This is a genomic window from Paenibacillus sp. LS1, assembly GCF_026013365.1.
GTDB lineage: Bacteria > Bacillota > Bacilli > Paenibacillales > Paenibacillaceae > Paenibacillus.
In genome coordinates, this window is the sequence record NZ_JAPDOE010000002.1 from 503,800 (window position 1) to 528,007 (window position 24,208).

At 48.2% G+C, this 24,208-nt stretch carries 19 protein-coding genes; 6 read left to right on the forward strand and 13 right to left on the reverse strand.

From position 1 onward, the window contains the following. Positions 1-25 precede the first annotated feature (25 nt). Both OM416_RS11685 and OM416_RS11690 read right to left on the reverse strand, forming a co-directional pair. The gene (locus tag OM416_RS11685) at positions 26-814 is read right to left on the reverse strand and encodes an alpha/beta hydrolase (protein ID WP_169478528.1); all 789 of its coding nucleotides are present in this window, start codon (positions 812-814) and stop codon (positions 26-28) included. Between the two features lie 144 nt (positions 815-958). Next, on the reverse strand, positions 959-1,792 hold the full coding sequence (locus tag OM416_RS11690) for an AraC family transcriptional regulator (protein ID WP_264929415.1): 834 nt from the start codon (positions 1,790-1,792) through the stop codon (positions 959-961). Positions 1,793-1,920: 128 nt separating this feature from the next. Between OM416_RS11690 and OM416_RS11695 the strand changes: the two genes are divergently transcribed. From OM416_RS11695 to OM416_RS11705, 3 genes are all read left to right on the forward strand, one after another. Further along, complete coding sequence (locus OM416_RS11695) at positions 1,921-3,948, forward strand: beta-galactosidase (RefSeq protein ID WP_264929417.1); 2,028 nt, start codon at positions 1,921-1,923, stop codon at positions 3,946-3,948. 442 nt (positions 3,949-4,390) lie between these two features. Continuing rightward, positions 4,391-5,344 carry a helix-turn-helix transcriptional regulator gene (locus OM416_RS11700; RefSeq protein ID WP_264929419.1) on the forward strand — a complete coding sequence of 318 codons (954 nt, stop codon included), beginning with the start codon at positions 4,391-4,393 and terminating at the stop codon, positions 5,342-5,344. 38 nt (positions 5,345-5,382) lie between these two features. Beyond that, positions 5,383-6,069 (forward strand): hypothetical protein, encoded by a 687-nt coding sequence (locus tag OM416_RS11705; protein ID WP_264929421.1) that lies wholly within the window; start codon positions 5,383-5,385, stop codon positions 6,067-6,069. A gap of 113 nt (positions 6,070-6,182) precedes the next feature. Here OM416_RS11705 and OM416_RS11710 read toward each other — a convergent pair whose 3' ends face one another. Together OM416_RS11710 and OM416_RS11715 are read right to left on the reverse strand one after the other, a co-directional pair. Then, positions 6,183-7,697: a UxaA family hydrolase gene (locus tag OM416_RS11710; RefSeq protein WP_264929423.1), complete on the reverse strand. Its 1,515-nt coding sequence runs from the start codon at positions 7,695-7,697 to the stop codon at positions 6,183-6,185. After that, positions 7,694-9,211: a tagaturonate reductase gene (locus OM416_RS11715; protein ID WP_264929425.1), complete on the reverse strand. Its 1,518-nt coding sequence runs from the start codon at positions 9,209-9,211 to the stop codon at positions 7,694-7,696. The genes OM416_RS11710 and OM416_RS11715 overlap by 4 nt, the downstream gene beginning before the upstream one ends. A gap of 191 nt (positions 9,212-9,402) precedes the next feature. On the opposite strand from OM416_RS11715, the gene OM416_RS11720 reads away from it, so the two are divergent. From OM416_RS11720 to OM416_RS11730, 3 genes are all read left to right on the forward strand, one after another. After that, the gene (locus OM416_RS11720) at positions 9,403-10,278 is read left to right on the forward strand and encodes an AraC family transcriptional regulator (protein WP_264929427.1); all 876 of its coding nucleotides are present in this window, start codon (positions 9,403-9,405) and stop codon (positions 10,276-10,278) included. Positions 10,279-10,461: 183 nt separating this feature from the next. Then, positions 10,462-12,450, forward strand: coding sequence for an elongation factor G (locus OM416_RS11725; RefSeq protein ID WP_264929429.1), 1,989 nt, complete (start codon positions 10,462-10,464; stop codon positions 12,448-12,450). A 14-nt stretch (positions 12,451-12,464) separates the two neighbouring features. Continuing rightward, positions 12,465-13,142: a tetratricopeptide repeat protein gene (locus OM416_RS11730; protein WP_264929431.1), complete on the forward strand. Its 678-nt coding sequence runs from the start codon at positions 12,465-12,467 to the stop codon at positions 13,140-13,142. Positions 13,143-13,254: 112 nt separating this feature from the next. On the opposite strand, the gene OM416_RS11735 is transcribed toward OM416_RS11730, so the two are convergent. The 9 genes from OM416_RS11735 to OM416_RS11775 form a co-directional block, all read right to left on the reverse strand. Then, positions 13,255-14,316 (reverse strand): phosphotransferase, encoded by a 1,062-nt coding sequence (locus OM416_RS11735; protein WP_264929434.1) that lies wholly within the window; start codon positions 14,314-14,316, stop codon positions 13,255-13,257. Positions 14,317-14,408: 92 nt separating this feature from the next. Then, positions 14,409-15,035 carry a GDSL-type esterase/lipase family protein gene (locus OM416_RS11740; RefSeq protein WP_062833735.1) on the reverse strand — a complete coding sequence of 209 codons (627 nt, stop codon included), beginning with the start codon at positions 15,033-15,035 and terminating at the stop codon, positions 14,409-14,411. 199 nt (positions 15,036-15,234) lie between these two features. Next, complete coding sequence (locus OM416_RS11745) at positions 15,235-18,402, reverse strand: MMPL family transporter (RefSeq protein ID WP_264929438.1); 3,168 nt, start codon at positions 18,400-18,402, stop codon at positions 15,235-15,237. Continuing rightward, positions 18,399-18,857: a MarR family winged helix-turn-helix transcriptional regulator gene (locus OM416_RS11750; protein ID WP_145146894.1), complete on the reverse strand. Its 459-nt coding sequence runs from the start codon at positions 18,855-18,857 to the stop codon at positions 18,399-18,401. Before OM416_RS11750 ends, OM416_RS11745 begins: the two co-directional genes overlap by 4 nt. A gap of 221 nt (positions 18,858-19,078) precedes the next feature. Then, entirely contained in the window at positions 19,079-19,516 is a 438-nt protein-coding gene (locus OM416_RS11755) for a GNAT family N-acetyltransferase (protein WP_264929443.1), read from the reverse strand. 63 nt (positions 19,517-19,579) lie between these two features. Further along, the gene (locus OM416_RS11760; RefSeq protein ID WP_264929445.1) at positions 19,580-20,566 is read right to left on the reverse strand and encodes an N-acetylglucosamine kinase; all 987 of its coding nucleotides are present in this window, start codon (positions 20,564-20,566) and stop codon (positions 19,580-19,582) included. A 67-nt stretch (positions 20,567-20,633) separates the two neighbouring features. Beyond that, positions 20,634-21,347 (reverse strand): class I SAM-dependent methyltransferase, encoded by a 714-nt coding sequence (locus OM416_RS11765; protein WP_264929447.1) that lies wholly within the window; start codon positions 21,345-21,347, stop codon positions 20,634-20,636. A gap of 125 nt (positions 21,348-21,472) precedes the next feature. Further along, a complete protein-coding gene (locus tag OM416_RS11770) occupies positions 21,473-22,450 on the reverse strand; it encodes an alpha/beta hydrolase (RefSeq protein WP_264929449.1) in 978 nt (325 codons plus the stop codon). 37 nt (positions 22,451-22,487) lie between these two features. Further along, positions 22,488-24,200 (reverse strand): ATP-binding protein, encoded by a 1,713-nt coding sequence (locus OM416_RS11775; protein ID WP_264929452.1) that lies wholly within the window; start codon positions 24,198-24,200, stop codon positions 22,488-22,490. Positions 24,201-24,208: the final 8 nt, after the last annotated feature.

Consider the following 24,208-nt stretch of genomic DNA (forward strand, 5'->3'; position numbering starts at 1 on the left):
CCTTCGCTCAAGAGCACTAATATGATTACCAGCCTTGATTTTTAAGCCACGTCAAGCATAGATCAGACCAAGCCCGCACCGCGTGGTTGTCTTCAGCCAATCCGAGACCATGTGAACCTTTCTCAAAAACGTGCAAGTCATAGGGAATGCCATGCGCACCTAGTGCAAGTGCGTAACGCAAGCTATTCTCCACAGGTACTGCCTGGTCATCGCTAGTATGCCAGATGAACGCTTCTGGAGCATCCGCTCTCACCTGTTGTTCCGCACTGAATGCCTTGATCTGCTCAGCAGACGCATTCGGCCCAAGCAAATTTTCACGAGATCCAGCATGTCCGTAAGACTCCATCGTAATGACCGGATAACAGAGGATAACCCGATCCGGGCGTGAACTTTGGCGTTCAATCCGGTCCTCATGATCCGGTTGGCCCTCGTCATACAACGTTCCTAGTGTTGCTGTAAGATGCCCGCCTGCGGAGAAACCAAGTACGGCAATCTTTGCAGGATTGATGCCATACTGCTCGGCATGCGCACGAACATAACGTATGGCACGCTGACCATCTGTTATCGGTGCAGGATGCTGGTGAGGCGCTACGCGATATTTCAGGACAAATGCGCTGATGCCCGCACGGTTCAACAGCTCGGCTATTGGAGCACCTTCGTGATCCGCCAAAAATCCATAGCCACCACCAGGACATACAATGACAGCGCTCTCGGAACCGGGCTGAATAAATGGAATCAAATGTGGCATTTCGTCTTCATGGCCTTGGGCTGCATACGGTGCAGCATGGTCCCATAAGGGTATCGTTGTTGTCAACTTCAATCATCCTCTCTAAGTAGAACGGATACAAGGTGTCCGTTTAAACGTTTTCGAATCTCAGGAATCGATACCATCATAACGGCAATGACCCTCATGCATCAATACCTTCCTGGCATCACTTTTTAATCATTTGAGTACAAGTTAGTACAAATTACGAAACTGTTCAGGAGTGACTCCCTCAATCCTGCGAAAAGTAGCAACAAAATGGCTTGAATCCCGAAAGCCCACCCGAACTGCGGTTTCCCGGATTGTCAGAGCAGTATCCCCAGTCATGATTTCCTTGGCTTTGCGAATACGAAGCAAAATGAAATAACTATAAGCGGTCATGCCAAAGGATTGTTTGAACAAGGTGTTGAGATGTCTGGATGAGATCCCGGTGACGTCAGCCATATGTTCGAGACCAATCTCGGGATTCGCATAGTGCTGTTCCATGAATGCAATGAGTGGAGCGAGTCTCTCCACGGCATGTGAGATCGAAGAACGATTGCCCGTCATGCCATGTTTTTTGAGCAAAATCAGAAACCGGTATATATCCGCTGACGCTTCGAGTCCTGACAAATCCTGATCACTGCTGATCGAATCCAGCACTTCCTGGCCATAATCGTTGAACGGGCTGCGCTGCTCCCACTGATGGAACGCCGCTTCACCCAAACCCAGCGACTCCATAATTCCCGGACACTGCGAACCGCCAAATGTAATGTAAAGTGTCTCCCACTCTCCCTGAGCGCGCACATATTCATGTGGCTCATTCGGCGGCAACAAAATACCCGATGCTTCCCCCAGTATGACCGTGGACCCGGCAAATCTGAATTCCCCCGCTCCCTTCACGGTCTGAAGCCAGTGGTAACATGGATACCCCACAGGTCTGGACACCTTCTCCTGATTGCCGTTATAGCCAAGGCTCTCAATATATAGGGGCAGCGGCTGATCACGTGATGTCATGAAATATCGTTGATGTCGGGGTGAGATAAACATGCGATGCCTCCTTGGATATAAGCCGAAATATACTTCCGTATTCTTATATAGTTCATTACTTTTATTATATTTTAAAAGTCATATGTATCATATAGTATAGGATTATTCTTATACAAGAGGTGAACACATTGATTAGCAGCAAACTGCCCAAAATGTTCTACGGGGGCGATTATAACCCGGAACAGTGGGATCACGAAACCCACCTTGAAGACCTGCGCATGTTCCAATTGGCAGGCATTGATATTGCCACAATCAACGTATTTTCATGGGCATTGATTCAGCCTGATGAAGTTACTTATCATTTTGAAGAACTCGACAAACTCATTAATCGTCTACATGAAAATGGTGTCTATATATGCCTGGCAACGAGCACTGCTGCCCATCCGGCTTGGATGGCGAAGAAATATCCAGACGTACTTCGTGTAGATGCCGATGGACGCAAACGCAAATTCGGTGGGCGCCATAATTCCTGTCCCAACAGCCCGACCTATCGCAAATATTCCGAGAAGATTGCAGATAAACTGGCTGAACGATACAAGGATCACCCCGCAGTTCTCGTATGGCACATCTCCAATGAATATGGCGGTGACTGTTACTGTGACAACTGTGAGAAAGCATTCCGGGTGTATCTGAAAGAACGCTATCAGACCCTGGAACAGGTCAACAAAGCATGGAACACGAATTTCTGGGGGCATACCTTCTACGATTGGGATGAGATTGTTCTACCGAGCAACCTGAGCGAACACTGGGGTAACAATAACTCCACGTTCCAGGGAATCTCGCTGGACTACTCCCGATTTAACTCCGACAGCATGCTGGATTGTTATCGGTTGGAATACGATGCTATCAAGAATCACATTCCCGACTCCGTCGTGACTACCAATCTGATGGGATTTTTCAAGCAGCTGGACTATTTCAAATGGGCAAAATATATGGATATCGTCTCTTGGGACAGCTATCCTGGTCTCGCAACACCCGTCAGTTTCACAGCAATGGCTCATGACCTGATGCGCGGACTGAAAGATGGTCAACCGTTCATGCTGATGGAGCAAACACCAAGTCAGCAGAACTGGCAGCCTTATAACTCATTGAAACGTCCTGGTGTTATGCGCCTGTGGAGTTACCAGTCTGTTGCGCACGGGGCTGATACCATTATGTTCTTCCAGCTTCGCCGCTCCATCGGTGCCTGTGAGAAGTATCATGGTGCAGTTATTGAGCATGCCGGACACGAGAATACACGTGTATTCCGCGAAGTCGCTGAACTGGGCAAGGAATTGCAGGTACTCGGTGACACCACCCTGGATGCATCTGTTGAATCCAAAGTAGCCATTGTGTTCGATTGGGATAACTGGTGGGCCATTGAAAAATCAAGCGGACCTACGATTGCCCTGAATTATGTAGATCAGATTCACAAATATTACGCCGCTTTCTTCCGCCGAAACATACAGGTAGATATCGTCAGTGTGGATACGGATATTAGCAAATACGACATCGTTCTCGCGCCTGTCCTTTACATGGTTAAACCAGGTTTCGCCGCCAAACTGGAGAAGTATGTTGAAGCAGGTGGAACATTCCTGACGACCTTCTTCAGCGGCATTGTCAACGAGAACGATCTCGTGACCACAGGTGGATATCCGGGAGAGTTACGTAAGCTGCTCGGAATCTGGGTGGAAGAGATTGATGCCCTGCTGCCTGATCAAAAGAACAGCATAGTCCTCAAAGAAGCCTACGGCGATCTTGAAGGAGAGTATGGCTGCGGCATGCTGTGTGACCTGCTGCACAGTGAAGGAGCCGAAGTCATCGCGGAGTATGGAGACGATTTTTATAAAGGCATGCCTGTTGTAACACGTAACACCTATGGTCAAGGTGAAGCCTGGTACGTTGCATCCGACCCGGATGAACGTTTCCTCGATGGTTTGCTGGGACAGCTTGCAGCAGCCAAGAACGTAGAGTCCTTGCTGGAGACACCGGAAGGTGTTGAAGTAAGCGCACGTACCAAAGATGGCAAACCCTACCTGTTCGTCATGAACCATAATGCTTCCACGCAATCCTATGATCTCGGTACAGCCAACGTACTTGATCTGCTTACCAATCGGGAGCTATCGGGAAGTGTTGAGATTGAAGCCCGTGGGGTACAATTGCTTGAAATGAAATAAGGTATTTCGCTATATGGGTCATATTGAAAGCCTATAATGCAAAGGAAATGCACGTGATACAAAGTGTCACATGTTCATCCCTTTTAAGCTTATTTTTGTCTTTAGTGAGGATATTGGTATAGATTTTAGACCTTTATCGTCTTCTGTAAGCCAAAAGCTGCTACTTCCCGTATCCGTCTACATCGGATACGGGTTTTTGGCATTATCTGTGGTATTTTTGATAGAAGGAAATATCAGTATGCAAAGCGAATTGGACGAGACACACATTTTAATGAAGCCCGCCGGAACTTGATTGTGTGAACCATGTAGCTGATCCATTGGAAAATAATGATGCAGCTGAAATATTGGTGACACTCATGGTGTCACTTATAAGCTGTTACAATAGAAATATAACTCCGACATCACTTTCCGGCGGCGCAAAGATCGAAACGGAGTGGCTGACATGAACAGAACAAATCGGCTTGCCGCCATCGTTATGGCATTACAGCATGGTCACGAAACGGCACACTCATTGGGCGAGAAATTTGAAGTTTCCCGTCGCACCATTCTCCGGGATATTCAGTCCCTCTCCGAGATGAATGTGCCCATTATTGCCATTTCCGGTCCGGGAGGCGGTTTCAGCCTTATGGAGGGTTACGTATTGCCTCCATTACAGCTGGACCCGGTTGAGGCAGCGACGCTCATCTTCGCTCTTGAAGGTCTAAGTCGATACGCCGACACGCCCTTTCATGAGAAACGCTGGACTCTGATGAACAAAGTTAAGGCCATCATTCCGGATGATATCATGTCGCGAATGGATCCCATGCTCCAACAGCTGCATCATCATATTCCAGACCGCAATTACATCCTTCCTCATCTGGACGCTCTGCTGGCATGTATACCCGAACATGGGTGGCTGAATGTGCTGTATCGCTCCGTATCACGTCAGCGATGGTTGCATATCTGTCCCACACGTGTATATGCTTCCTCCGGCTTCTGGTACTGTGAAGCATATTCCATGGAACATGGTGAACAGCGTCTGTTCCGGGTCGACCGAATTATCGATGTCAAGGCGATCGAACCACAGGATACACAGGTGCTGAACGAACAGGCACAGCAACAGCAGAACAAGCCGATCCCTCCAGAACAGCCGCCAACTCGGGTGACGGTGCGACTGAGTTATCGGGGGATGATTGAAGCCGAACAGGACGAGCATATCGGCGAGAAGATGATTGAAATTGCCCCGGATCTCTGGGAATTGTCATTCCTTTGTCCACCAGGAGAGTGGGACTGGGCCGTACGATTCTTTTACCGATTGGGACGTGAAGCTGAAGTGATCGAACCTCTCCAACTTCGCAGCGAGATTCGTCAGCATGCTGAGGAAGTAAGCCGGATATACCTTGCTTCAACCAAATAATCGCTTCACCATACTGCTTAAAGGAGCCTGCTGATATCATGACATATGAACCCGTTGTAACGTACGAGGAAGCAGTACAGCGTATCCAGTCTATAGGACTGCTGCCTCTTGCTCCCCTATTTACCGAATACCCTTCACTGTCATCGTTAACCCCCAAAGAACATTGGCACAAGGATGATGAATTGGATCCCTGGTTATGGCGTTCACGCCTGGCCGAAGAGGGCATTGCTGCATATGGAAAGTTCGTCAAAAAGAAAGCGCTTCTTGTCTCAAGTGAATACTTCCCTTGGGTACACCGACTACTTGCCGACTCCAGAACCATCGAGGAACAGTATGAGGCGGGTTTACTGTCCCGTGAAGCGTTCAAACTCCATGCGATAGTTGTAGAACAGGAAGGCATCGATGGACGTGCTCTTCGTGCTCAAGCAGGATTCGGAGCAAAAGAAGACAAAAAAGCATTTGACCGTGGACTTCTCGACCTTCAGGGCTGTACAGCCCTTGTGATCAGTGGCACCAAAGAAAAAGAAGGGCTCGCAGAAGGCAAAGTCGCCTGGAACAGCTCTGCATACGAGACTGCTGGTCACTGGATGCAACGTCACGGCATTAAGCCGTTTGAAGGTAGTGTAGAAGAGGCACGTGAACTGCTAGTTGCTCAACTGCAACAACATGCTTCACCAGCCTCATTATCAAGCATCGCCAAAGCCCTTGGCATCCGTGGAATCTAAATAAAGCCAATCCCGGTTGTAATGCACATTTCAACCGGGATTGGCTGTGGTTCACCATATAATATATCGCAAACGATATTGCAGACGATAAACAAAATTCAGCCAGAATGGGTTCAGAGAATTACGCCATCCTTGAATATGGCAATCTCCCGGAATCCATGCTGTTCACTGAGTGTGTGTGACCGCCCTGAAGCAATGTCAATCAGCTGGCTGAACAACTGTACTTTTACCTCATCCATTGTGCGACCCTCCAACAGCTGGCCTGCGTTGAAGTCAATCCAGTGTTTTTTGCGATTCGCAAGATCGGATTGGGTCGCAATCTTGACGGTAGGTACCGGACCTCCGAAAGGAGTCCCCCGCCCTGTTGTGAAGAGCACAATATGTGCACCGGCCGCAGACAGTGCCGTAACAGACACCAGATCATTACCCGGTGCTTCTACAATGTTCAGACCGGTTTGAGTTACACGTTTGCCATAGCGCAGCACATCGACTACGGAAGAACGTCCTCCCTTTTGCGTACATCCAAGTGACTTTTCCTCCAGCGTCGTGATGCCGCCAGCCTTATTACCAGGAGAAGGATTCTCATAGATGTTCTGGCCATGGTTCACAAAATATTGCTTGAAGCCGTTCACGAGGTCCACCAAATCGTGAAATACCTGCTCATTGGCAGCCCGGTTCATTAATATCGTCTCCGCACCAAACATCTCCGGCACTTCCGTCAGAATAGCCGTACCCCCGGCAGTAACCAGCATATCCGCAACCGCACCGACCAGCGGATTGGCTGTAATGCCGGATAAACCATCGGAACCACCACACTTCAAACCAATTTTGAGTTTGCTGAGCGGAAGCGGCTGCCGTTGTTCATGTTCAGCGATCTCCACAAGTTCTTCCATTAGTCGAAGCCCTTCCTCAAGCTCGTCATCCGTTTCCTGTGCTTTGAGAAACCGTACTTTGCCGCGGTATTCCGGAGCAATACATTCACGGAACTCGTCTACTTGGTTGTTCTCACAGCCCAGACCGATGACGAGCACGCCTCCTGCATTCGGATGCTCCACCAAGGAGGCCAGCAACTGTTGTGTATACTTCAGATCATCACCAAGCTGTGAACACCCGAATGGATGTGGAAAGTGAAATACACCATCTACCCGGCTTCCAAACTGGGACTGACCCATACGTGCCAAAGCTTCACACACTTTGTTGATACATCCAACCGTATTCACAATCCAGATTTCATTACGAATACCTGCTTCACCATTGGGGCGCAAATATCCATCGAATGAGCGTAGATGTTCCCGAGGCATGTCCGTCTGAACCTGGACTCCCGGTTGGTACTCATATTCAAGCAATCCGTGCAGACCCGTCTTCAGGTTGTGACTATGAATCCAGCTTCCCTGCTCAATCTGCTCTTTGGCAATCCCGATGGAGAAACCATATTTCATCACATCATCACCCGGTGCGAGGGTATGCACAGCAATCTTATGCCCTTTGGGCACGTCATCCAGCAAGGTAAAAGAGACTCCGTCTGGCAAGGTAATGCGTTCTCCTTTGGCATAATCCCGAAGGGCTATAATGACATCATCCTGTGGTTGAATGGCAATCCAGTCATTAATTGTACTTGTGGTGTTCATTTCCCTTCACCTTCCAACAAACCGATTTCGCGAACAAGTGCTGCACGCAGCCCCTCTCTTGCATCCAGATTTTCGCCCCAGATCAGGGTATCCGACAACACAGCCGCTACCCGGTTATCCAGTTGGTTCTGATTCCTGTTAAGCGTGTCATAACCATCCCAGTGTGAAGACAAAGCAGCCAGGACATCCGGGTCATCCCGCAGCAGAATGTCTTCCCCATTCAGTCGTTGTGCCTTGTAACCTTCTGGCGTATTTACAGGACGATAGAGGCACAATAATCCCGCAAACCCCTGAAGTAAACGTTCTGGCCAGCTTCCCTGATTTTGCTCATAGGATAACAGTGTAGGCAGCACACGAACCTTAAATTTTCCGATCGTATTTAATGCAATATCCTGCAATTTGTGATCAATATATGGGTTAAGGAACCGTTCGAATATTTCTTCCGCATACTGATCCAGCTGATGATCTGGCATATCCAGAGCAGGTATGATTTCCTGATGTACAGCTTCCCGAATCCACGGGCCAAAGTGCGAATCTTCCATCGTCTCTCTCACATGTTGCTTGCCTTGCAGAATTCCGAGTGATGACATTAGGGTATGTGCTCCATTCAAAATCCGAACCTTGCGTATCTGAAACGGCTTCAGATCTTTCACCCAATGTACATTGAGGCCCGCTTGCTTGAGTGGTAGCTTTTTGTCCAATGATTCATCACCCTGAATGGCCCAGAAATGATATGGCTCTGCCGTATTAATCAACTGGTCCTCATAACCCCAGCGATTCGTCAGGGAATCGGCTTCCTCCTGGGTCGGCGCACCTGTTACGATTCGATCTACCAGATTGTTCAGGAAGTGATTATGGTTCTCGATCCATGAACGGAAGCCATCCGAATACCCATAATCTTCACTATGACGGAGGACACAACTGCGCAGCACATCACCATTGCCTTCGAGCAGCTCGCATGGCAGATGAATCAAACCTCTGGATGGATCACCATCAAATTTCAAATATCGCTGATGCAGAAAAACTGTTAATTTCCCCGGAAATGATTGAACAGGTTCACCCTCGATATAGTCTGCCTGCATATATTTCAATCCTGATTCAGTTGTATTGGAAATAACGAACTCAAGTGAAGGCAGCTCCGCCAAGTTCAGAAAGGCATCCCATTCCTCATACGGATTGATACACTGTGAGAAGATGGAGATCAACTCTGTCCGCTCAACCGGCTTCCCTTGAGACAGCCCACGCGTGATCATGGTGTATAATCCATCCTGATCGCGAATCTGTTCCAGCTTAACTTTGCCTCCCGGTCGTGGCTGGGTGACAGCTACACTTCCATGGAATTTGCCTTGTCTGGCACTCTCATGAAGCATCCAGTCCGCAAATCCCCGTAAGAAATTACCTTCTCCGATCTGCAAAACCTTCACGGGACGCTCCATAATCTCCTTGCACTTGCGCTGACCATCGCTCCCAAGCAAATTCAGCTTCAACCTTGGTCGTTTCGTGCTTGCCGACATGGACACTCACCTCATCGATTATTTGTACTATCGGAATGCAGCTCAAGGCTTAGCACCCTTTTATTGTAAACGCTTTAAATTCATTGTATCATCAATAAAAGGAAATTAAATTGCTTATATTGCGGTAAATATACTCTCTCATGACTAGCTATGACATCTCGTTGAAGACGCTGGTTTGGAAAGGAGTCTTTATGGAGCGTTCACCTGTTCGTACGACTATTCAGGCAGAATCCGGTATTCCGTTCCGCCTGGTGTATAGCGACACCAAATCCCCTCAGAACGAATTGCCGGATCACCTTCACGATTGGCATGAAATCATCTATGTATATCGTGGTCAGGGAAGCATCTTTATTGATACGGGACTTGAGGATATGCAGGAAGGAGATCTGTTTATTATTCCAGGCAGTACGGTTCACCGCGCCTTGCCGGATGCAGGCAACCCTGTCACATCTTCCGCATTGTTCTTCAGCCCGGGATTGCTGGCATCGACCGCCGGGGGAGCTGCTTCTTCCTTGCTGAGTCTGTTTGAACGTTGCCGCAGACAACGGGTGTATAAGAGACGTCTGGATACAGATGAGCAATCACAGGTCGCCGCCCTTATTGATGATATTCAGACCGAATTTCAGCTCGGACATCATCTGAGTGCACATGCGGCCTTGTTAAGGCTGCAACTATTGCTTATTTTTCTGGAACGTCTGGAAGCCTCGGGACCTGCGAATCCGAGTAAATCCACTCCGGGTCCCTCATGGCTGTCTTCTACGATCTCTCATATTGACGGTAACCTTCGGAATGGCCTTTCCCTGCATGAACTGGCTCAGTATGCCGCAGTATCCCCTGCTCATTTCAGTCGTGCCTTCAAACGATACACGGGAATGACTCTGACGGATTACGCATTAGCTCGAAGGGTCATTATGGCAAAAGAGCATCTGGTGCAAGGTGATGAGACAATGGCAGCCGTAGCTGATGCTTGCGGGTTTGACAGCCTGCCCCACTTTTACCGTCAATTCAAAAAATTAACTGGCACAACACCTGCAGCTTACCGCAGAACCATGAACAGTTCACGTTAAAATAGAAATAGCCCGGAACATAGGTGCCGGGGTCTAGGGCGTGTCTGAAAACTCAGCGAGTTTGAAGACATGCCCTAATCATATATATCCACATATTCTTCCATATGGAAGATGTGGTATGATAATCTGGATTATTACTTGTCGGAAACATTTCATTCCGTTGTCAGAGGAGCTTAACATTCCATGTTAAACGAATTAAATCGCAGGAATATCGGCATCTTCGCCCATGTGGATGCGGGCAAAACAACTACCACCGAGCATATGTTATATGAGAGTGGTGTCGTCCGCAGTCCGGGACGCGTGGATGACGGAACAACAGCCACAGACTCGCTGGACATTGAGAAAGAACGTGGCATATCCGTCCAAGCAGCCATGACCTCTCTGATCTGGAAGAACACCATCATTGACCTCATTGATACGCCTGGGCATATTGATTTCAGCTCCGAAGTAGAGCGAACACTGCGGGTGATGGATGGCGCTATTCTGATTCTATCCGCAGTGGAGGGAATTCAGTCCCAGAGTGAAGCCATCTGGCATGCCCTTCGTTCACTTCGCATCCCTACCATCATCTATATTAATAAAATGGATCGGATTGGTGCGTCTGCCCCAGCGGTAATGGAGCAGATTCGTTCCACCCTTTCCCCCTTCGCATGCGAAATTCAAACGTATCAACTCCATGAAGAGTCATTTCATGGCATCAACTCCCTATGGAATGAGAATCAAGATACTCTGTCCGGTGGCACACCTTCCATTCCAGGTCTGCTCGAGATACTTGCCGAACTGGATGAAGAGGTCATGGAAGCCTACATTCAGGAGACTGCGTTATCCCAAAGGGATCTAAATGAAGCATTCCTGCGGTATGTGCATCAGGGTGAGATGTTCCCAGTGTGTTACGGTGCTTCCGGTAAAGGAATCGGCGTCACGGCATTGCTGGACGCAGTCCTTGCATTTCTGCCTCCACCTGCACAGCCAGTGGATTCTCCCGTATCGGGTGTTGTGTTCAAGATTGAACGTGACCGCACGATGGGACGCACGGCCTACGTCCGCATGTATGGTGGTAGTCTCCACAACCGGGATACTATCCATAATTCAACGCGGGAGCTTGAAGAGAAAATAACGCAGATTCGCCGCATGGATGGACGGAAATGGGCAGATACCGGTGCCGTTCACGCAGGGCAGATTGCTACGCTGTACGGACTGAGTGACACCCATGTGGGTGATATTATCGGCAATCCTGAGGGTGTACCTCCTCTGCCACAGATGGCTGTGCCTTTGCTGACCGTACAAGTACATGGCAAGGACCCGGCACGTTACCCCGATCTTGTGGCTGCATTGCAGGAGTTGACGGACGAAGACCCCTTGCTTGATCTGCAATGGTTGCCGGAGGAACGCGAACTGCATCTCAAGGTCATGGGGACCATTCAGCTTGAAATTTTATCCAGTCTGTTAATGAGTCGTTTTAGACTGGATGTCATATTCGATCCGCCATCCGTCATCTATAAGGAGACGCCCCGTATAGCCGGAGAAGGTTACATCGCCTATACGATGCCGAAGCCTTGCTGGGCCATCCTGCGTTTCAGGATTGAACCTTTGCCTCGCGGAAGTGGTCTGATCTATGCCTCAACCGTAAGGACAGATGATCTGTTGCTACGTTATCAGAATGAAGTTGAACGGCGAATTCCCGAAGCGCTGTCTCAAGGCATGCTCGGTTGGGAAGTAACCGATCTGCGCATCACGCTGATCGAAGGGGAACATCATGTCTGGCATACTCATCCGCTTGATTTTGTCGTAGCCACGCCTATGGGAATCATGGATGGATTGGCGAGAACAGGTACCACGTTGTTGGAACCTCTCCTTCAGTTCAGACTTACGGTCCCGGAGGAATATGGCGGAAAAGCCCTCAGCGATCTGGTATATATGCGTGCAACCTTCGAAGCACCCGTCATTGGTAACGGACGTTGTATTATTGAAGGAGTTATGCCTCTTGCCACCTCAATGGATTATCCGGTGAAACTGCGTTCCGAGACAAGTGGCCGCGGGGTGCTCACGACTTCATTTGCCGGATATCAGGATTGTCCTGCAGATGTGACTCATACTCGCAAACGCAGAGGGGTTAACCCGCTGGATCAATCGAAGTATATTTTAAGTGTACGAAACGCGATTACATCATAAATGGAGTTGAACTTGTGCTTATTAAATTTCTTATCTTTGGCCTTCTATGGCGGATTGTAGGTAATCCGTTCATTGCCATCCTCATTTTACTCGTTATACTGTATTTCCTGGATCGTCGTTACGTTGGGGTGTTCCCAAGCTTCACGAAACCCCTCAAGCGTATGCGTAACATCTCCCGGCTTCGGCAGCAGATTGCCATGAGTCCCAATGAAGTTTCTTCCAAGCTGGAACTGGCTCGTCTGTTAATTGAGCGCAAGCGGTATAGTGAGGCACATGCCTTATTGCTTGAACTGGAGCGCCCATACGAACAATCAGCTGAGTACTGGGAGGCACTGGGGACGACTGAGCTTCATCTGGGTAATATCGAAAAAGGCGAACGACACATTTTAAAAGCCCTCGAGATCAACCCCAGAGTCAAGTATGGACGTCCGTATCTCACCCTTGCTGGAGCCTTTAAAGATACGCATGAGGACAAAGCGCTGGATTATGTGCATCAGTTTCAGGAAATTCATTCCTCATCCAGTGAAGCTTATTATCTGCTCGGCTCAGTTCATCGTTCCCTCGGACGCAATGCAGATGCGAAGCAGGCTTACGAGCAATCCTTGAACGTGTACCGTTCATTGCCCAAATACAAGAAACGTCAGGAGCGCCGTTGGGCTGTCCGAAGTTGGTTCCGTAAGCGTGGATTGTAACCTCGTTTGATTCACGCAATAACACGCGTTTATCACTCTTCTAACCAATAAAGTGCACTGATCTCTGCCCTTGTTTGAGCAGAAACAGTGCACTTTATTTATAGCAACGATATTAATACACCAATATCTCACGCAGTCGTTCTTCATGATGACGCATCCAGTCGATCCGCTGTTTGAGCTTCACAATCTGATCCACAGCCACTTCCGGCTCATCTGTACCCTCGAACATGCGACTGATGAAATGCATGACCACATCCAGACTGCGCAGCAAAATCAATTGAGGTATGGCCAGCAACTCTTCCGGTTTCAGGCTGACATGTTCCCGAAATCCCCTGATCAGTCCCTCCTGTACCTGCCACATCCAATCTTCACTCTTGTCCATGGTAAGGAGGTCAGACATCGGAACAGCCAGCTCCATTACCCGCAAATCCCATGTCGCAAATTCAAAATCCAAAATGGCACAGATTTCACCATCCTGCTGATCTGCCAACACATTCGAGGCATTCACATCCCCATGAACCAATTGATGCGGCAACTGTTCCATACCCCGCAGGGCTTCAAACAGTTCTGGCAGCACATGCCTCAACTGCTTCAGTTCATTCGAGCATGCGACCAATTGCTCCGGTGGTGATGTGCATAGCTGTAATAATCGTTCTGGTGAACAGAGCGGATACGCATCCTGAATTCGATAGTATGGTGGATACACAGGTTCAAGTGGTATATCCAGCGTAGCCATAACAGAAGACAGGGCCCCCGCCGCTTTACCGAGCCCTATCAATTGATCTGGTGTATGCCAGATGGGATTGACGCCTTCCCGATAATGAAACAGCGTCACGATTTTGTTGTGACCTGTGAGGGGATCTTTTACAGCAAGGAATGTACCTCCCTCACCAGTTGATCGTCTTACAGGTGAAGGTGTATCAAGCTTAAAGTTCGAACGTTGGAGGGCTTCCAGCACCTCGTGTTCAAAGGCGATTTTCATCGGATCATTATGTGTTTCATATTGTCTCATGACGTAATTAGTCCCGTCTACATGGAGCATGTAGGTAGAATTATTCATCCCACCCTTTCCACGCTCACCTTTCCAGTCCGATGTGAAACCATATAAGGCCAACACTCCGGATATACGTTGCTGCTCTGAATGATGGAGGGAACCGGAATCGATGTTTTGCACCAAAAATTAACCCCTTTATCTCACAAAATGGAACTGTCTTCTATTTATCTTAAAGGAAGTCCATCGCTCGGTCTAGTTCTGTTCCAAAGTGATCAAGAGAATGGATAGTATCCGGTCCGATTAAGCTGCTCTGCAATGACACGATACCCTCTTGCATTGGGATGCACTCTGTCCCAGAACAACAGTTCACGTTCACGGCCTTCAAACCTGTCATAGACCTGAGCACACGCATAGTTGCCTGATCCCGCTCCATTCAAAAACGAATTATATTGGCGCACCCAGTACGCAGCTTCCGTAGCTTGTGGATACGGGTTGTACAATCCGATGGATCGGACCATATACTCACTGTTGCCCTTTAACTGCCGAATGTGCCGCATGATCTGGGATACATTGCTGCGTGTTTCTCCGAGCACCTGTGTCATTTTACTGGCATTTGGAATGCCGTTACTTGCTTTAAACGTACGAATCAGATCATTCCCGCCAATGGATATGGTGATGATATCCGCTTCACGGAGCGATTGCCGCACTCGGGGATGCGAAGAGATCATCTGCAACATTTCCCCCGACGTCAGTCCATTCACGCCCATATTTTCCATGGATACAAACGTACGAACATTCATTTCCGCCATTCGCCGATATAAAGGAACAAAGCCGGTGCCCAGCAACGCTCCTGTACCTACCGTTAATGAATCTCCTATAGCCACATATCGATATACCATCCCGTCGCCCCTCTCTGCTGTGATTTGTCTGAACAATAATGAACTGCTCTATATCTTATGATGAGCGGCAAGACAAGGCGCGGGATGGTGTCCTTAGGCATGCACCTTTCTTTTGCACAAGACCGTGCTTCTTCTGTTGAGGTAAAAAAAGAAAAAGCCCTGACGCATAACGCGGCAGAGCCTAATCCATTGCAATGCATTACATGCCTATGGTCCGATCCGACTCAGCGGAATCCGCCTGTTCCTTGTTCGGGAACGGCCACCAGTTGGCCCGGCCAAACATCTTCACCATTACTGGGACGAAGAATGGCAGGAACAACAGAGAGTACAAGATCAATCCGCTAAGGACTACTGTGGCAATCTGCATCATCGAGAGAACACCGGATGGATACATGGCAGCAAATGTACCGCTCAGAATGACTGCTGCAGAGAGGATAACAGTCCCCATGTTCTTCATCGCGTACAACATCGCATCCTGTACTTTCATGCCTTTGTTCTCATTGAAACGGTCCATCAGGAAGATGCTGTAATCCACACCGAGTGCAATCAGCATGACAAATCCGAAGAACGGAGTAACCCAGCTGATGCCTGCGAATCCGAGGATATTAACAAAGATCACTTCAGTTAACGCCATCGATGTGAAATAAGCCAGTAATAAGGAGACAATCAGATACAGCGGCATAATGACCGAGCGGAGCAGCACGACCAGAATAATAAATGTGCCCGCCAGCATCAGCATTACAGTACGTGTATAGTCGTTATTCGAGATCTCCTGCAGATCTGCAAACGTACTGGTAACTCCACCTACGGCAATATCGGCTTTTTCAAGCGTACTTCCTTGTACCGCACGATGTACAGCCGCCTCAATGTCAGGAACACGATCAATGGCTTCTGTTCCGTATGGATTTTCGGCGAAAATAACATCAATCGTCATCGTCTTCCGATCTTGGGATAGATACGTATCAAATACCTGTGTGAAGTCTTTGCTGTTCAGTGCTTCTTCAGGAACGTACCAGCCTGCCAGATCGGAATCCGGTGAATTTTGTAATTGCGTCAGGTAGTCCTGCGCTGAATCCAGTCCCCCGGATACCTGTTTAATACCGTCGACACTTTGATTCAGACCATCTGTCAATTGTGTCAGCTGACCACTCAGATCCGAGAAGCCTTGCTGGATTTTCTCCTGTCCACCTTGAAGCTGACCAAGCCCGTTCTGAATGGAAGGTATCTCCTTAATGACTTTTCCTTGACCATCAGCGGCCTGTTTCAGACCTGTCTCAAGCTGACTGATTCCCGTTACAATCTGGCTTAGACCATCGGCAAGAGCCTTCTGTCCGGCTGCTGCGGAGGCAAAGCCTTCATTCGCCTCATTAATTCCAGCAGCGGCTTCTCCCAGCTTGGTCTTAATCTGACCCAAACCTTGAGCGAGCTGCGCTGTACCCGAACCAGTTTCACCAATCGTGCCTTTGATACGCTGGTAGTCCGCATCTTGTTGCAATTCAGGATAACGTTCTTCGAGTGCTGTGAAGGATTCAGACAGACTGGTTAAAGCCGTTGAAACCCCATTAAGCTGTTGCTCCAGTTCACGGGTTCCATCGCCCAATGCAGCGACTCCTGCTCCCGCCTGACGATAGGCTTCAAGCAACTGATTGTTCGCCTGCGCGAGTTGATCTGCGCTCGTTTTGGCTTGCTGAAGTCCTGCTTTCAGATCACCCGCACCTGCGGAACCATCTCGAATACCTTTTTCAATCCGCCCAAGTCCCTCACTGAGTTGCGTGATACCCGATTGCAACTGGGTGGTTCCTTTGGTAAGTTCACCTGCCCCATCGGCAGCTTCTTTTAACTGTGGTTCATTTTTACTTAACTGACTGCTAGCTTCACTCAGACCATCACGGATTTTGTCCAGACCCGTCTTGCCTTCACCCAGTCCATCCGATAATGTTCCCACTTGCTGTGTAACTTCAAAATCTTTGATCTCATCACCCGTAGGTCGTGTCATACTGCGGACACCGGAGATCCCGGGTACTTTTTCTACTTCCCGGCTGATTTTCTCAGCAACGGCCATATATTTCGCATTATCCATCGCTTCATCGTTCTGAATAACGATCTGACCCGGCAATGATTCACCCGGACCGAAGCTGTCGGAGATAATGTTGAATGCTTTTACTGAATCATACTTCTCACCAATCTCATCGAGACTGTTGAACGACAGTTTGCCATCGTACGTTGCCAGAAGAGGCACACAGACAGCTGCTACAATGAGCAGCGCAGCCCATGGACGTTTCAGCGAGAAGCGGCCAGCTGCACCGTAGATCTTGCTCTCGGCATGATCCAGTGAACCCTTCGACGGCCAGAATAGCTTCTTGCCCAGCACCGCCATGAAGAATGGTACGATGGTCACCAAGGCAAGCATCATCACAGCAATACCCACAGCTACAGCAACCGCAGAGCGGTACAACATAAACTGGGCAAAGCCGATCGCAATAAACCCAACCAGCACGGCAAGTGCGGAGAAGAGTACCGTTTTACCGGCAGTACGATAGGTAGCAATGATGGCATCCCACGTATTCTCATGATGAGCCAGTTCTTCCTTGAACCGACTGATCAACAGAATGCAGTAATCCGTACCAATCCCGAACATGACTGCGACCATAAAGATCTGTGTAAATGTGGATATCGGGAAGTCGAGCCCATCCACCAGGAATGCGACAATCTGTTGCGATACAATGTAGCTGATCCCCACCGTCAGCAGCGGTACAAACGGAGCTACAAACGAACGGAACACCAGGAACAGAATGAGTAAAATAAAGACAACGGTAATATATTCTGATTTCTTAAGCCCCTCTTGGGAACTTTCAATGGTATCTTCGTCGATCAGACCTTTACCGGTTATGTAGTGCTCCACATTGACAGACTTCAATGCTTCATTCAGGTCTTCCCGCATTTCCTTGACCGTGCGATCTCCCTGATCAATGGATAGCGACGTTAGAATGGTTTTGCCGTCAGCCGAGATCATCTTCTCGGACAATTCAGGCTGAGAGAAAGGTTCCAGAATGGATAGAATGCCCAGCTTCTGCTTGTCGGCTTCCAAGTTCTTAATAGCCTTCTCTGCCTCTTGTTTTCCCGTGGTACCCAGACCATCCGGATTATAAAATACAAGAGCGATCTGGCTGCCTTGCTGTTCTCCTTTTTGCGCTGCAGCTTCATCCAATATCGCCGCTGCCTGGGTGGAAGAGTATCCTTCCGGAACCGAAAACTGTCCCTTTTCCCGAATCAGTTCACTCATGTTAGGGGCGGTAAACATTAATACGGCAGCTACAACAACCCATAGCCCCATTAACCACCATCGTGCTTTCAATATCGCTCTCATTCGTTCTCCTGTCCTCCTTCATGCGTTAGCAAAGCTGCAAGCTTCTCAAAAGATTCAATGAAATTACGAACCTCTTCCGGTTTAAAATGAACCAGATATGGCTCCAGAATCTGCTGTATTTCCTGTTCTGTTTCCCTGTACACTTCTCTTCCAGTCTCCGTCAGCGTCAAATACACGACCCTGCGGTCACGTTCATCTCCGGCACGATGGACCAGATCGCGATCCACCAGCTTGTTGACCAAAGCGGTAATGCTGCTCTTGCCTATGCACAGAAGCTCTGCCAGATCGGAGGGTGTGCAGGAAGGTTTCTCCTTAATCAGACGAAGTGCGCAGAACTGATCGGTCGTTATGGTCTGCCCCACTTGTTCGCGTATTCGCGTATCAAACCGCTTGTTTACCATAAACGAAGCATCCAAATAGCGGTTCACCAAACTTTTTGCATCGGGTGTGCTCATTCTTCATTCTCCTTTCCAAATACATATAGTTCACTTGACGAACTATTCTTCTGTGAAACTATTCTATAATGAAACAATATCTTAAAGCAATACTTTTTTCCTGCTTTTTTGATGAAAACGACAAAAAAAACAGGACGTCCGACTCAGCTCATTGCCAAATCCAACATCCTGCTTTAATTATAATCGGTTTTCTATGGCAGACAGTAGAGACTGCGTTCGCGTTACTCTTCGTCTGTATCTTCCTCTTTTTCAAGCACACAACGGAACCGCTCCACACCTGGATACAGTTCGCCCAGACTATATACGACGAATCCCGTATTTCGGTAAAACTCCACGGCCTCCAGATCCGTCTCAGCAATCAAAGTGTCAGGATTGTATTTCTCCAGCAATTGTGAAATCATGCCCCGACCATAATTTTTGAAGCGGTTCTCCGGCAGAATGGCTATATGGTGGATGGTGATCTCGTTTGAGCCAGTATGCTCATAACCGATCAGACCGATCAATTGCTCCTCTGCTTCGTATCCGGCCAGATACAGTTCGTCATTCTGTACATATTGTTGCAACGCACGGTTCAAGTGATCCGGATCAGGAAAGACCGAGTAAGATAACAGCTCCTGTACTACCGGCTCTTCTATGCGTGATTTCAAATTAATTAACACCTTTATTCCTCCTATACCTTGCTTGTTTCCGTTATCGTATTGTAGTCGTTAGCCTCTCAAAGTTCAAGTCGTATAACGATTCAGCTCGCATTGAAGCATAGTCGGGATGTTATCCGATACCTTGATTTGCGCCAAATGATAGGCATCTAGCAATGCACCCCCAACTGCCGGCAAGTTGCTGGTTATGTATTGAATTCTTTTCCCTTCGGGCCTATAGGCAGCATCCAGTCCTTTCTGAACAGCTTCCACCATGTACGGTGAACTCAGACAGCTTCCGGTAAGCGTCATGGACACTGTTGGCTGATCGAAACAGGATGCCAGCATGAGGATACCCATAACAGCAGTATCGGCAGCCGAATCACATACCCTAACCGCGAGGGGAATATTCCGGACAGCTGCTTCAGTCACCAAAGGTGCCATTTGACCAAATCTCCGATTGGTAGCCTGTTTATTTTCAGCAAAACCAGACACTCCCAGTTTAGCAAGCTCTCGAATAGAGCTTACATGCCAATACGTTAACACCTGCTCAATCCATTCTTGATCCTGCGACTCATAACGTCCTGCCAGTATGGAATGAACCGTGTCGTAAGCCAGAAAACGTGCTGCTGTCGGCGCATAATGACCGAACTGATCGTTGCGGAGCCAAGCTCCCTGTTCCGTTCTGCCAAGGATCAGAGAGCCTGTACCTCCAATGGCGATAATACCTGGCTCACCATCAAAGGCCGCTGTATGTGCGATAAGCGTATCGTTTACTGCACTGATTCTGCCTGTAATCCCTGTACGAGCGAGTAATGCCTCCGCCCAAACTGTATCTTCAGGCTCATTCAAGCCTGCCATCCCTGCCTGAATGGAGGCGATCTGACTCGGCTTGAGCCCAGCTTGAGTTATCGCTTCTGCGATAGCTTCCAGCACATTTTGCTCGGCATGGGTATCGTGATAGCGATTGCAACCACTCTTTTGCACATAGGACAAGAGCTTTCCGCTCTGATCGGCGACAGCCACACGGGTGTGGCTCCCTCCTCCATCCATCCCTATTACGTATGTATTCATCCTTAACTATCTCCCTTCAGATCACACATTAAGAGTGCCGGGTCCATAGTCAGATCCCGGCAGAGAGTTATTGCTTTTGTACTGCAAAACGAAGAAGTTCACATCGAAACTGTGTCGGTTCATCATACTTTTCCTCTTCAATTGTCTGTGTGACATGTTCCTGAAGCAGAATGTTCCAACCTTTGTATGCCTTCTCCAGCAAATCAATCGCCTCAGCTGTGGGCAGGTTCAGTTCAATTAACGGCTCAATCTCGCGGCCTGTATTGATTTCTGTTTCTTCCACATTCGTACTCATCGTAATACAATGAATGCCACCGATTCGAGTTCCCGCTTGTAATCGTTCAAGCGTTTCCATGAAAGCTTGCTTATTCGACACATGTTCCAGACAAGAACAAGCAGCAATATAATCAAAATAATCCTTCTCAATAGCATAATGCTCAACGTCTGCTTTTACGGCCTGCACGATATGATCGACCTGATATTCTTTCGCATACTTGCGAAGACCATCTACAGCCTCGTCCAACAAATCCACACCGATGACTTCACTGTTGGTTCGGGCAAGACGCTGTGCAATGGGTATCGTATGCCTTCCTACTCCGCATCCCAGATCGAGAACACGTAGTTCCTCCTTGTGAGCAAGTAGACGCTCCAGCATATTCATAACCATAGGCATGGGCCTCGACATCCAGGTGCCGGAGGCGAATAATTCATTATTCTGATAGAAGTTGGAATGATAACCTGCCTCTGCTTTTCGCGCTGCCTCAAATTTTTCATTGCCCATCAAGACACCCCCATAGTTTAGAAAATCAATTGCACTTTACACTTAATACCCGAAATGCCACACAGGAATCAATTCATTCCCGAATACCTTTTCATGGGAGATGTGCACGGCTCAAGCTCACGGTTTCACTTGGCGTCTGAACTTTCGGATACGAAGCTCGAAGGCGACAGGTTCTTGTGCAAAAAGGATTCCAGCACCGCTTCATATCCGGTACGATCCACTTGAAACGCTGTACCATGACCCGCACGGGGAACGGTCAACAATTCCTTTTCGGTTGGGCAAGCTTCATACAGCCTGTACACCATTTCCGTTGGTACGAACGTATCCGCCTCACCATGGATGAACAACACAGGCACGTTGACATTGGCAAGCTGTTTGAGAGCGGATGCCTCCCTGAAGGAATATCCTGCTTTCCACCTGGAGATCAAACTGGTGACAGGTATAAATGGAAATGCAGGTAGCTTGTATAATTGTTTCAACTGAAACGTCAGTTCTTCCTCCACGGATGTATACGCACAATCAGAGACAATCGCTTTCACCTGAGTCGGCAGTGCTTCACCACCTGTCATCAGTACAGTTGCTCCTCCCATGGATATGCCGTGCAATATGATTTCTCCCTGTGTACCCACTTTTTCAAGCACCCAGTTGGTCCACTGGACATAATCCTTCCGATCTAACCAGCCAAAACCAATGATGTCACCTTCACTCTGTCCATGACCCCGATCATCCGGCATTAACACGTTATATCCATGCTTCTCCGCATAGAATCGGGCGAATCCGGCCATTTCTCGGCCCTTCCCAGAATAGCCATGTGCCAGAATAACGGTCTGATCTGACCCGCTATTGGAACTAAGCCATGTACCGTGCAGTTTTAATCCATCATGTGATTGTACAGATATCTCTTCTGTAGGCTGAGCATCCAGCCACTTCAGGTCAGCAGCACTGCTGATAATTTCATTGTCTTGCTCAGGCATCAGATTCGGGTTGTCTACCAAAAATGTTTTGGGCGTACGCCGAATGGCAGTTTTGAAAAAGTAGAGCCCACCTGCCCATAGAAGAGCAAGAACGATCAGGACTAGAGCCCCAAATACGTAGAATAACATGAACGTGTCCTACCTTTCTTTCCTAATTAAGATGTAATCAATCTTTACTTACTCGTTGCAGCGCAGCACATGCCGCTTGATAGGCGGGGAGCAAAGCGTCAAGCAACGGTTCTGCTTTACGTGACTGCTCTTCCTTCGCGAACTGCTCTATCTGGGCGAACAAAGTCGATAGATAACGAATCCCCAGACTCAAACTCCCTGATTTCAAATCATGGGCTACCTCGGTTGCTGCTAAATGGTCCCCCGAGACAATATGTCTGCGCAGCACTTCGATCTTGCCAGGTGTGTCAGTCCGATACATGTCCAATAACATACTGAGGAGTGTACGATCACCATCTGTGTTCAATTCCGCGATCTCATGCACGATGCTCATATTCAGTACCTCTGTCGGTTCAGACGATTGCTGCCACTTCTGAATCATCGTACTCAGGATATCGAGCGTGAATGGTTTGCCGATGAAATCATTCATCCCGGCTTCCATACACTTGTCTTGCTCTCCTTGCATGACATTGCCAGTCATCGCAATGATTGGCGTGGTATGACGCATTTCATCCATTTCTATCGAACGGATTTTGCGTGTTGCTTCCAAGCCGTCCAATAATGGCATCATATAGTCCATGAGAATCAAACTGTATTTTGTGCTAAGAAAAGCGGCTACTGCCTCTTCCCCATTCGAGACGGTGTGCACTTGGGTTATTCCTAGTTTTTTGAGTTGCAACATCACAAGCTGCCGGTTAATGACATTATCATCGGCCAGCAAGACAGATACGGAAGGGGCTTCATCACGTACAGATTGACCCTGAATCTCCTGAGACGAAGATGTGCTGGACTCGTGAACGGACTGGTTAACGTGTTTCTTGCCCAGTGCAAGTTCGAACCAGAATGTTGATCCTTCACCCTCTATACTGTCTACTCCAATCTGACCTTCCATTAGGATAACGAGCGATCTGCAGATCGCTAGTCCAAGACCCGTTCCTTCATACTCTCTCGAACGTCCTCGTTCTGTCTGCATGTAGGGTTGAAATAATCGGGTCTGATCTTCTTCCGAAATACCAATGCCCGTGTCTTCAACTTCAAACCGAATCGTTTGTGTACTCTCATCATCTTTAACAAAAGCCACTCGTATCCCTACAGAGCCTTCTGATGTGAATTTGTTTGCATTCTGAATTAGATTGATCAAAATCTGTGTAATTCTCGTTGAATCCCCTTCAAGAGTAGAAGAGATTCTGGGGTCACAATCTACCGATAACTGATTTCCGTTTTTTCTGACTTGGGGGTCGAGCAAACGAACAATATAATTGATCGTCTCTTGCAGATGCACTTCTCCAAGTTCAAGTTGCATCTGACCTGCCTCAAGTTTGGACACATCCAGAAGATCCTGAATCAGCTTAAGCAGTAGTCTGGCAGCATTCTGTATAACGGAAACCGAATTCTCCTGTTCTTCAGACAACGGAGACAGCTTAAGCATCTCAGCCATCCCTAATATGCCATTTAATGGCGTACGAAAATCATGACTGATGCCTGCAATAAATGCGCTTTTGGATTCCCCTGCATCTACTGCTTGCTGACGTGCAGCTTCAAGGCTGATATTGTTCTTCACAAGTAGACGCTGGAGTGTGACCAGTTCATTATTCATATCCGAGAATTCCGCAAGCGTCCGTTCCTCTTGCTCTTTACTACGGATCATCTGATCCGATAACTGCTCAATCGTTCTGCGTAGCCTCTGTATCTCTCCGTTCTCATTAGCCATCACATCAT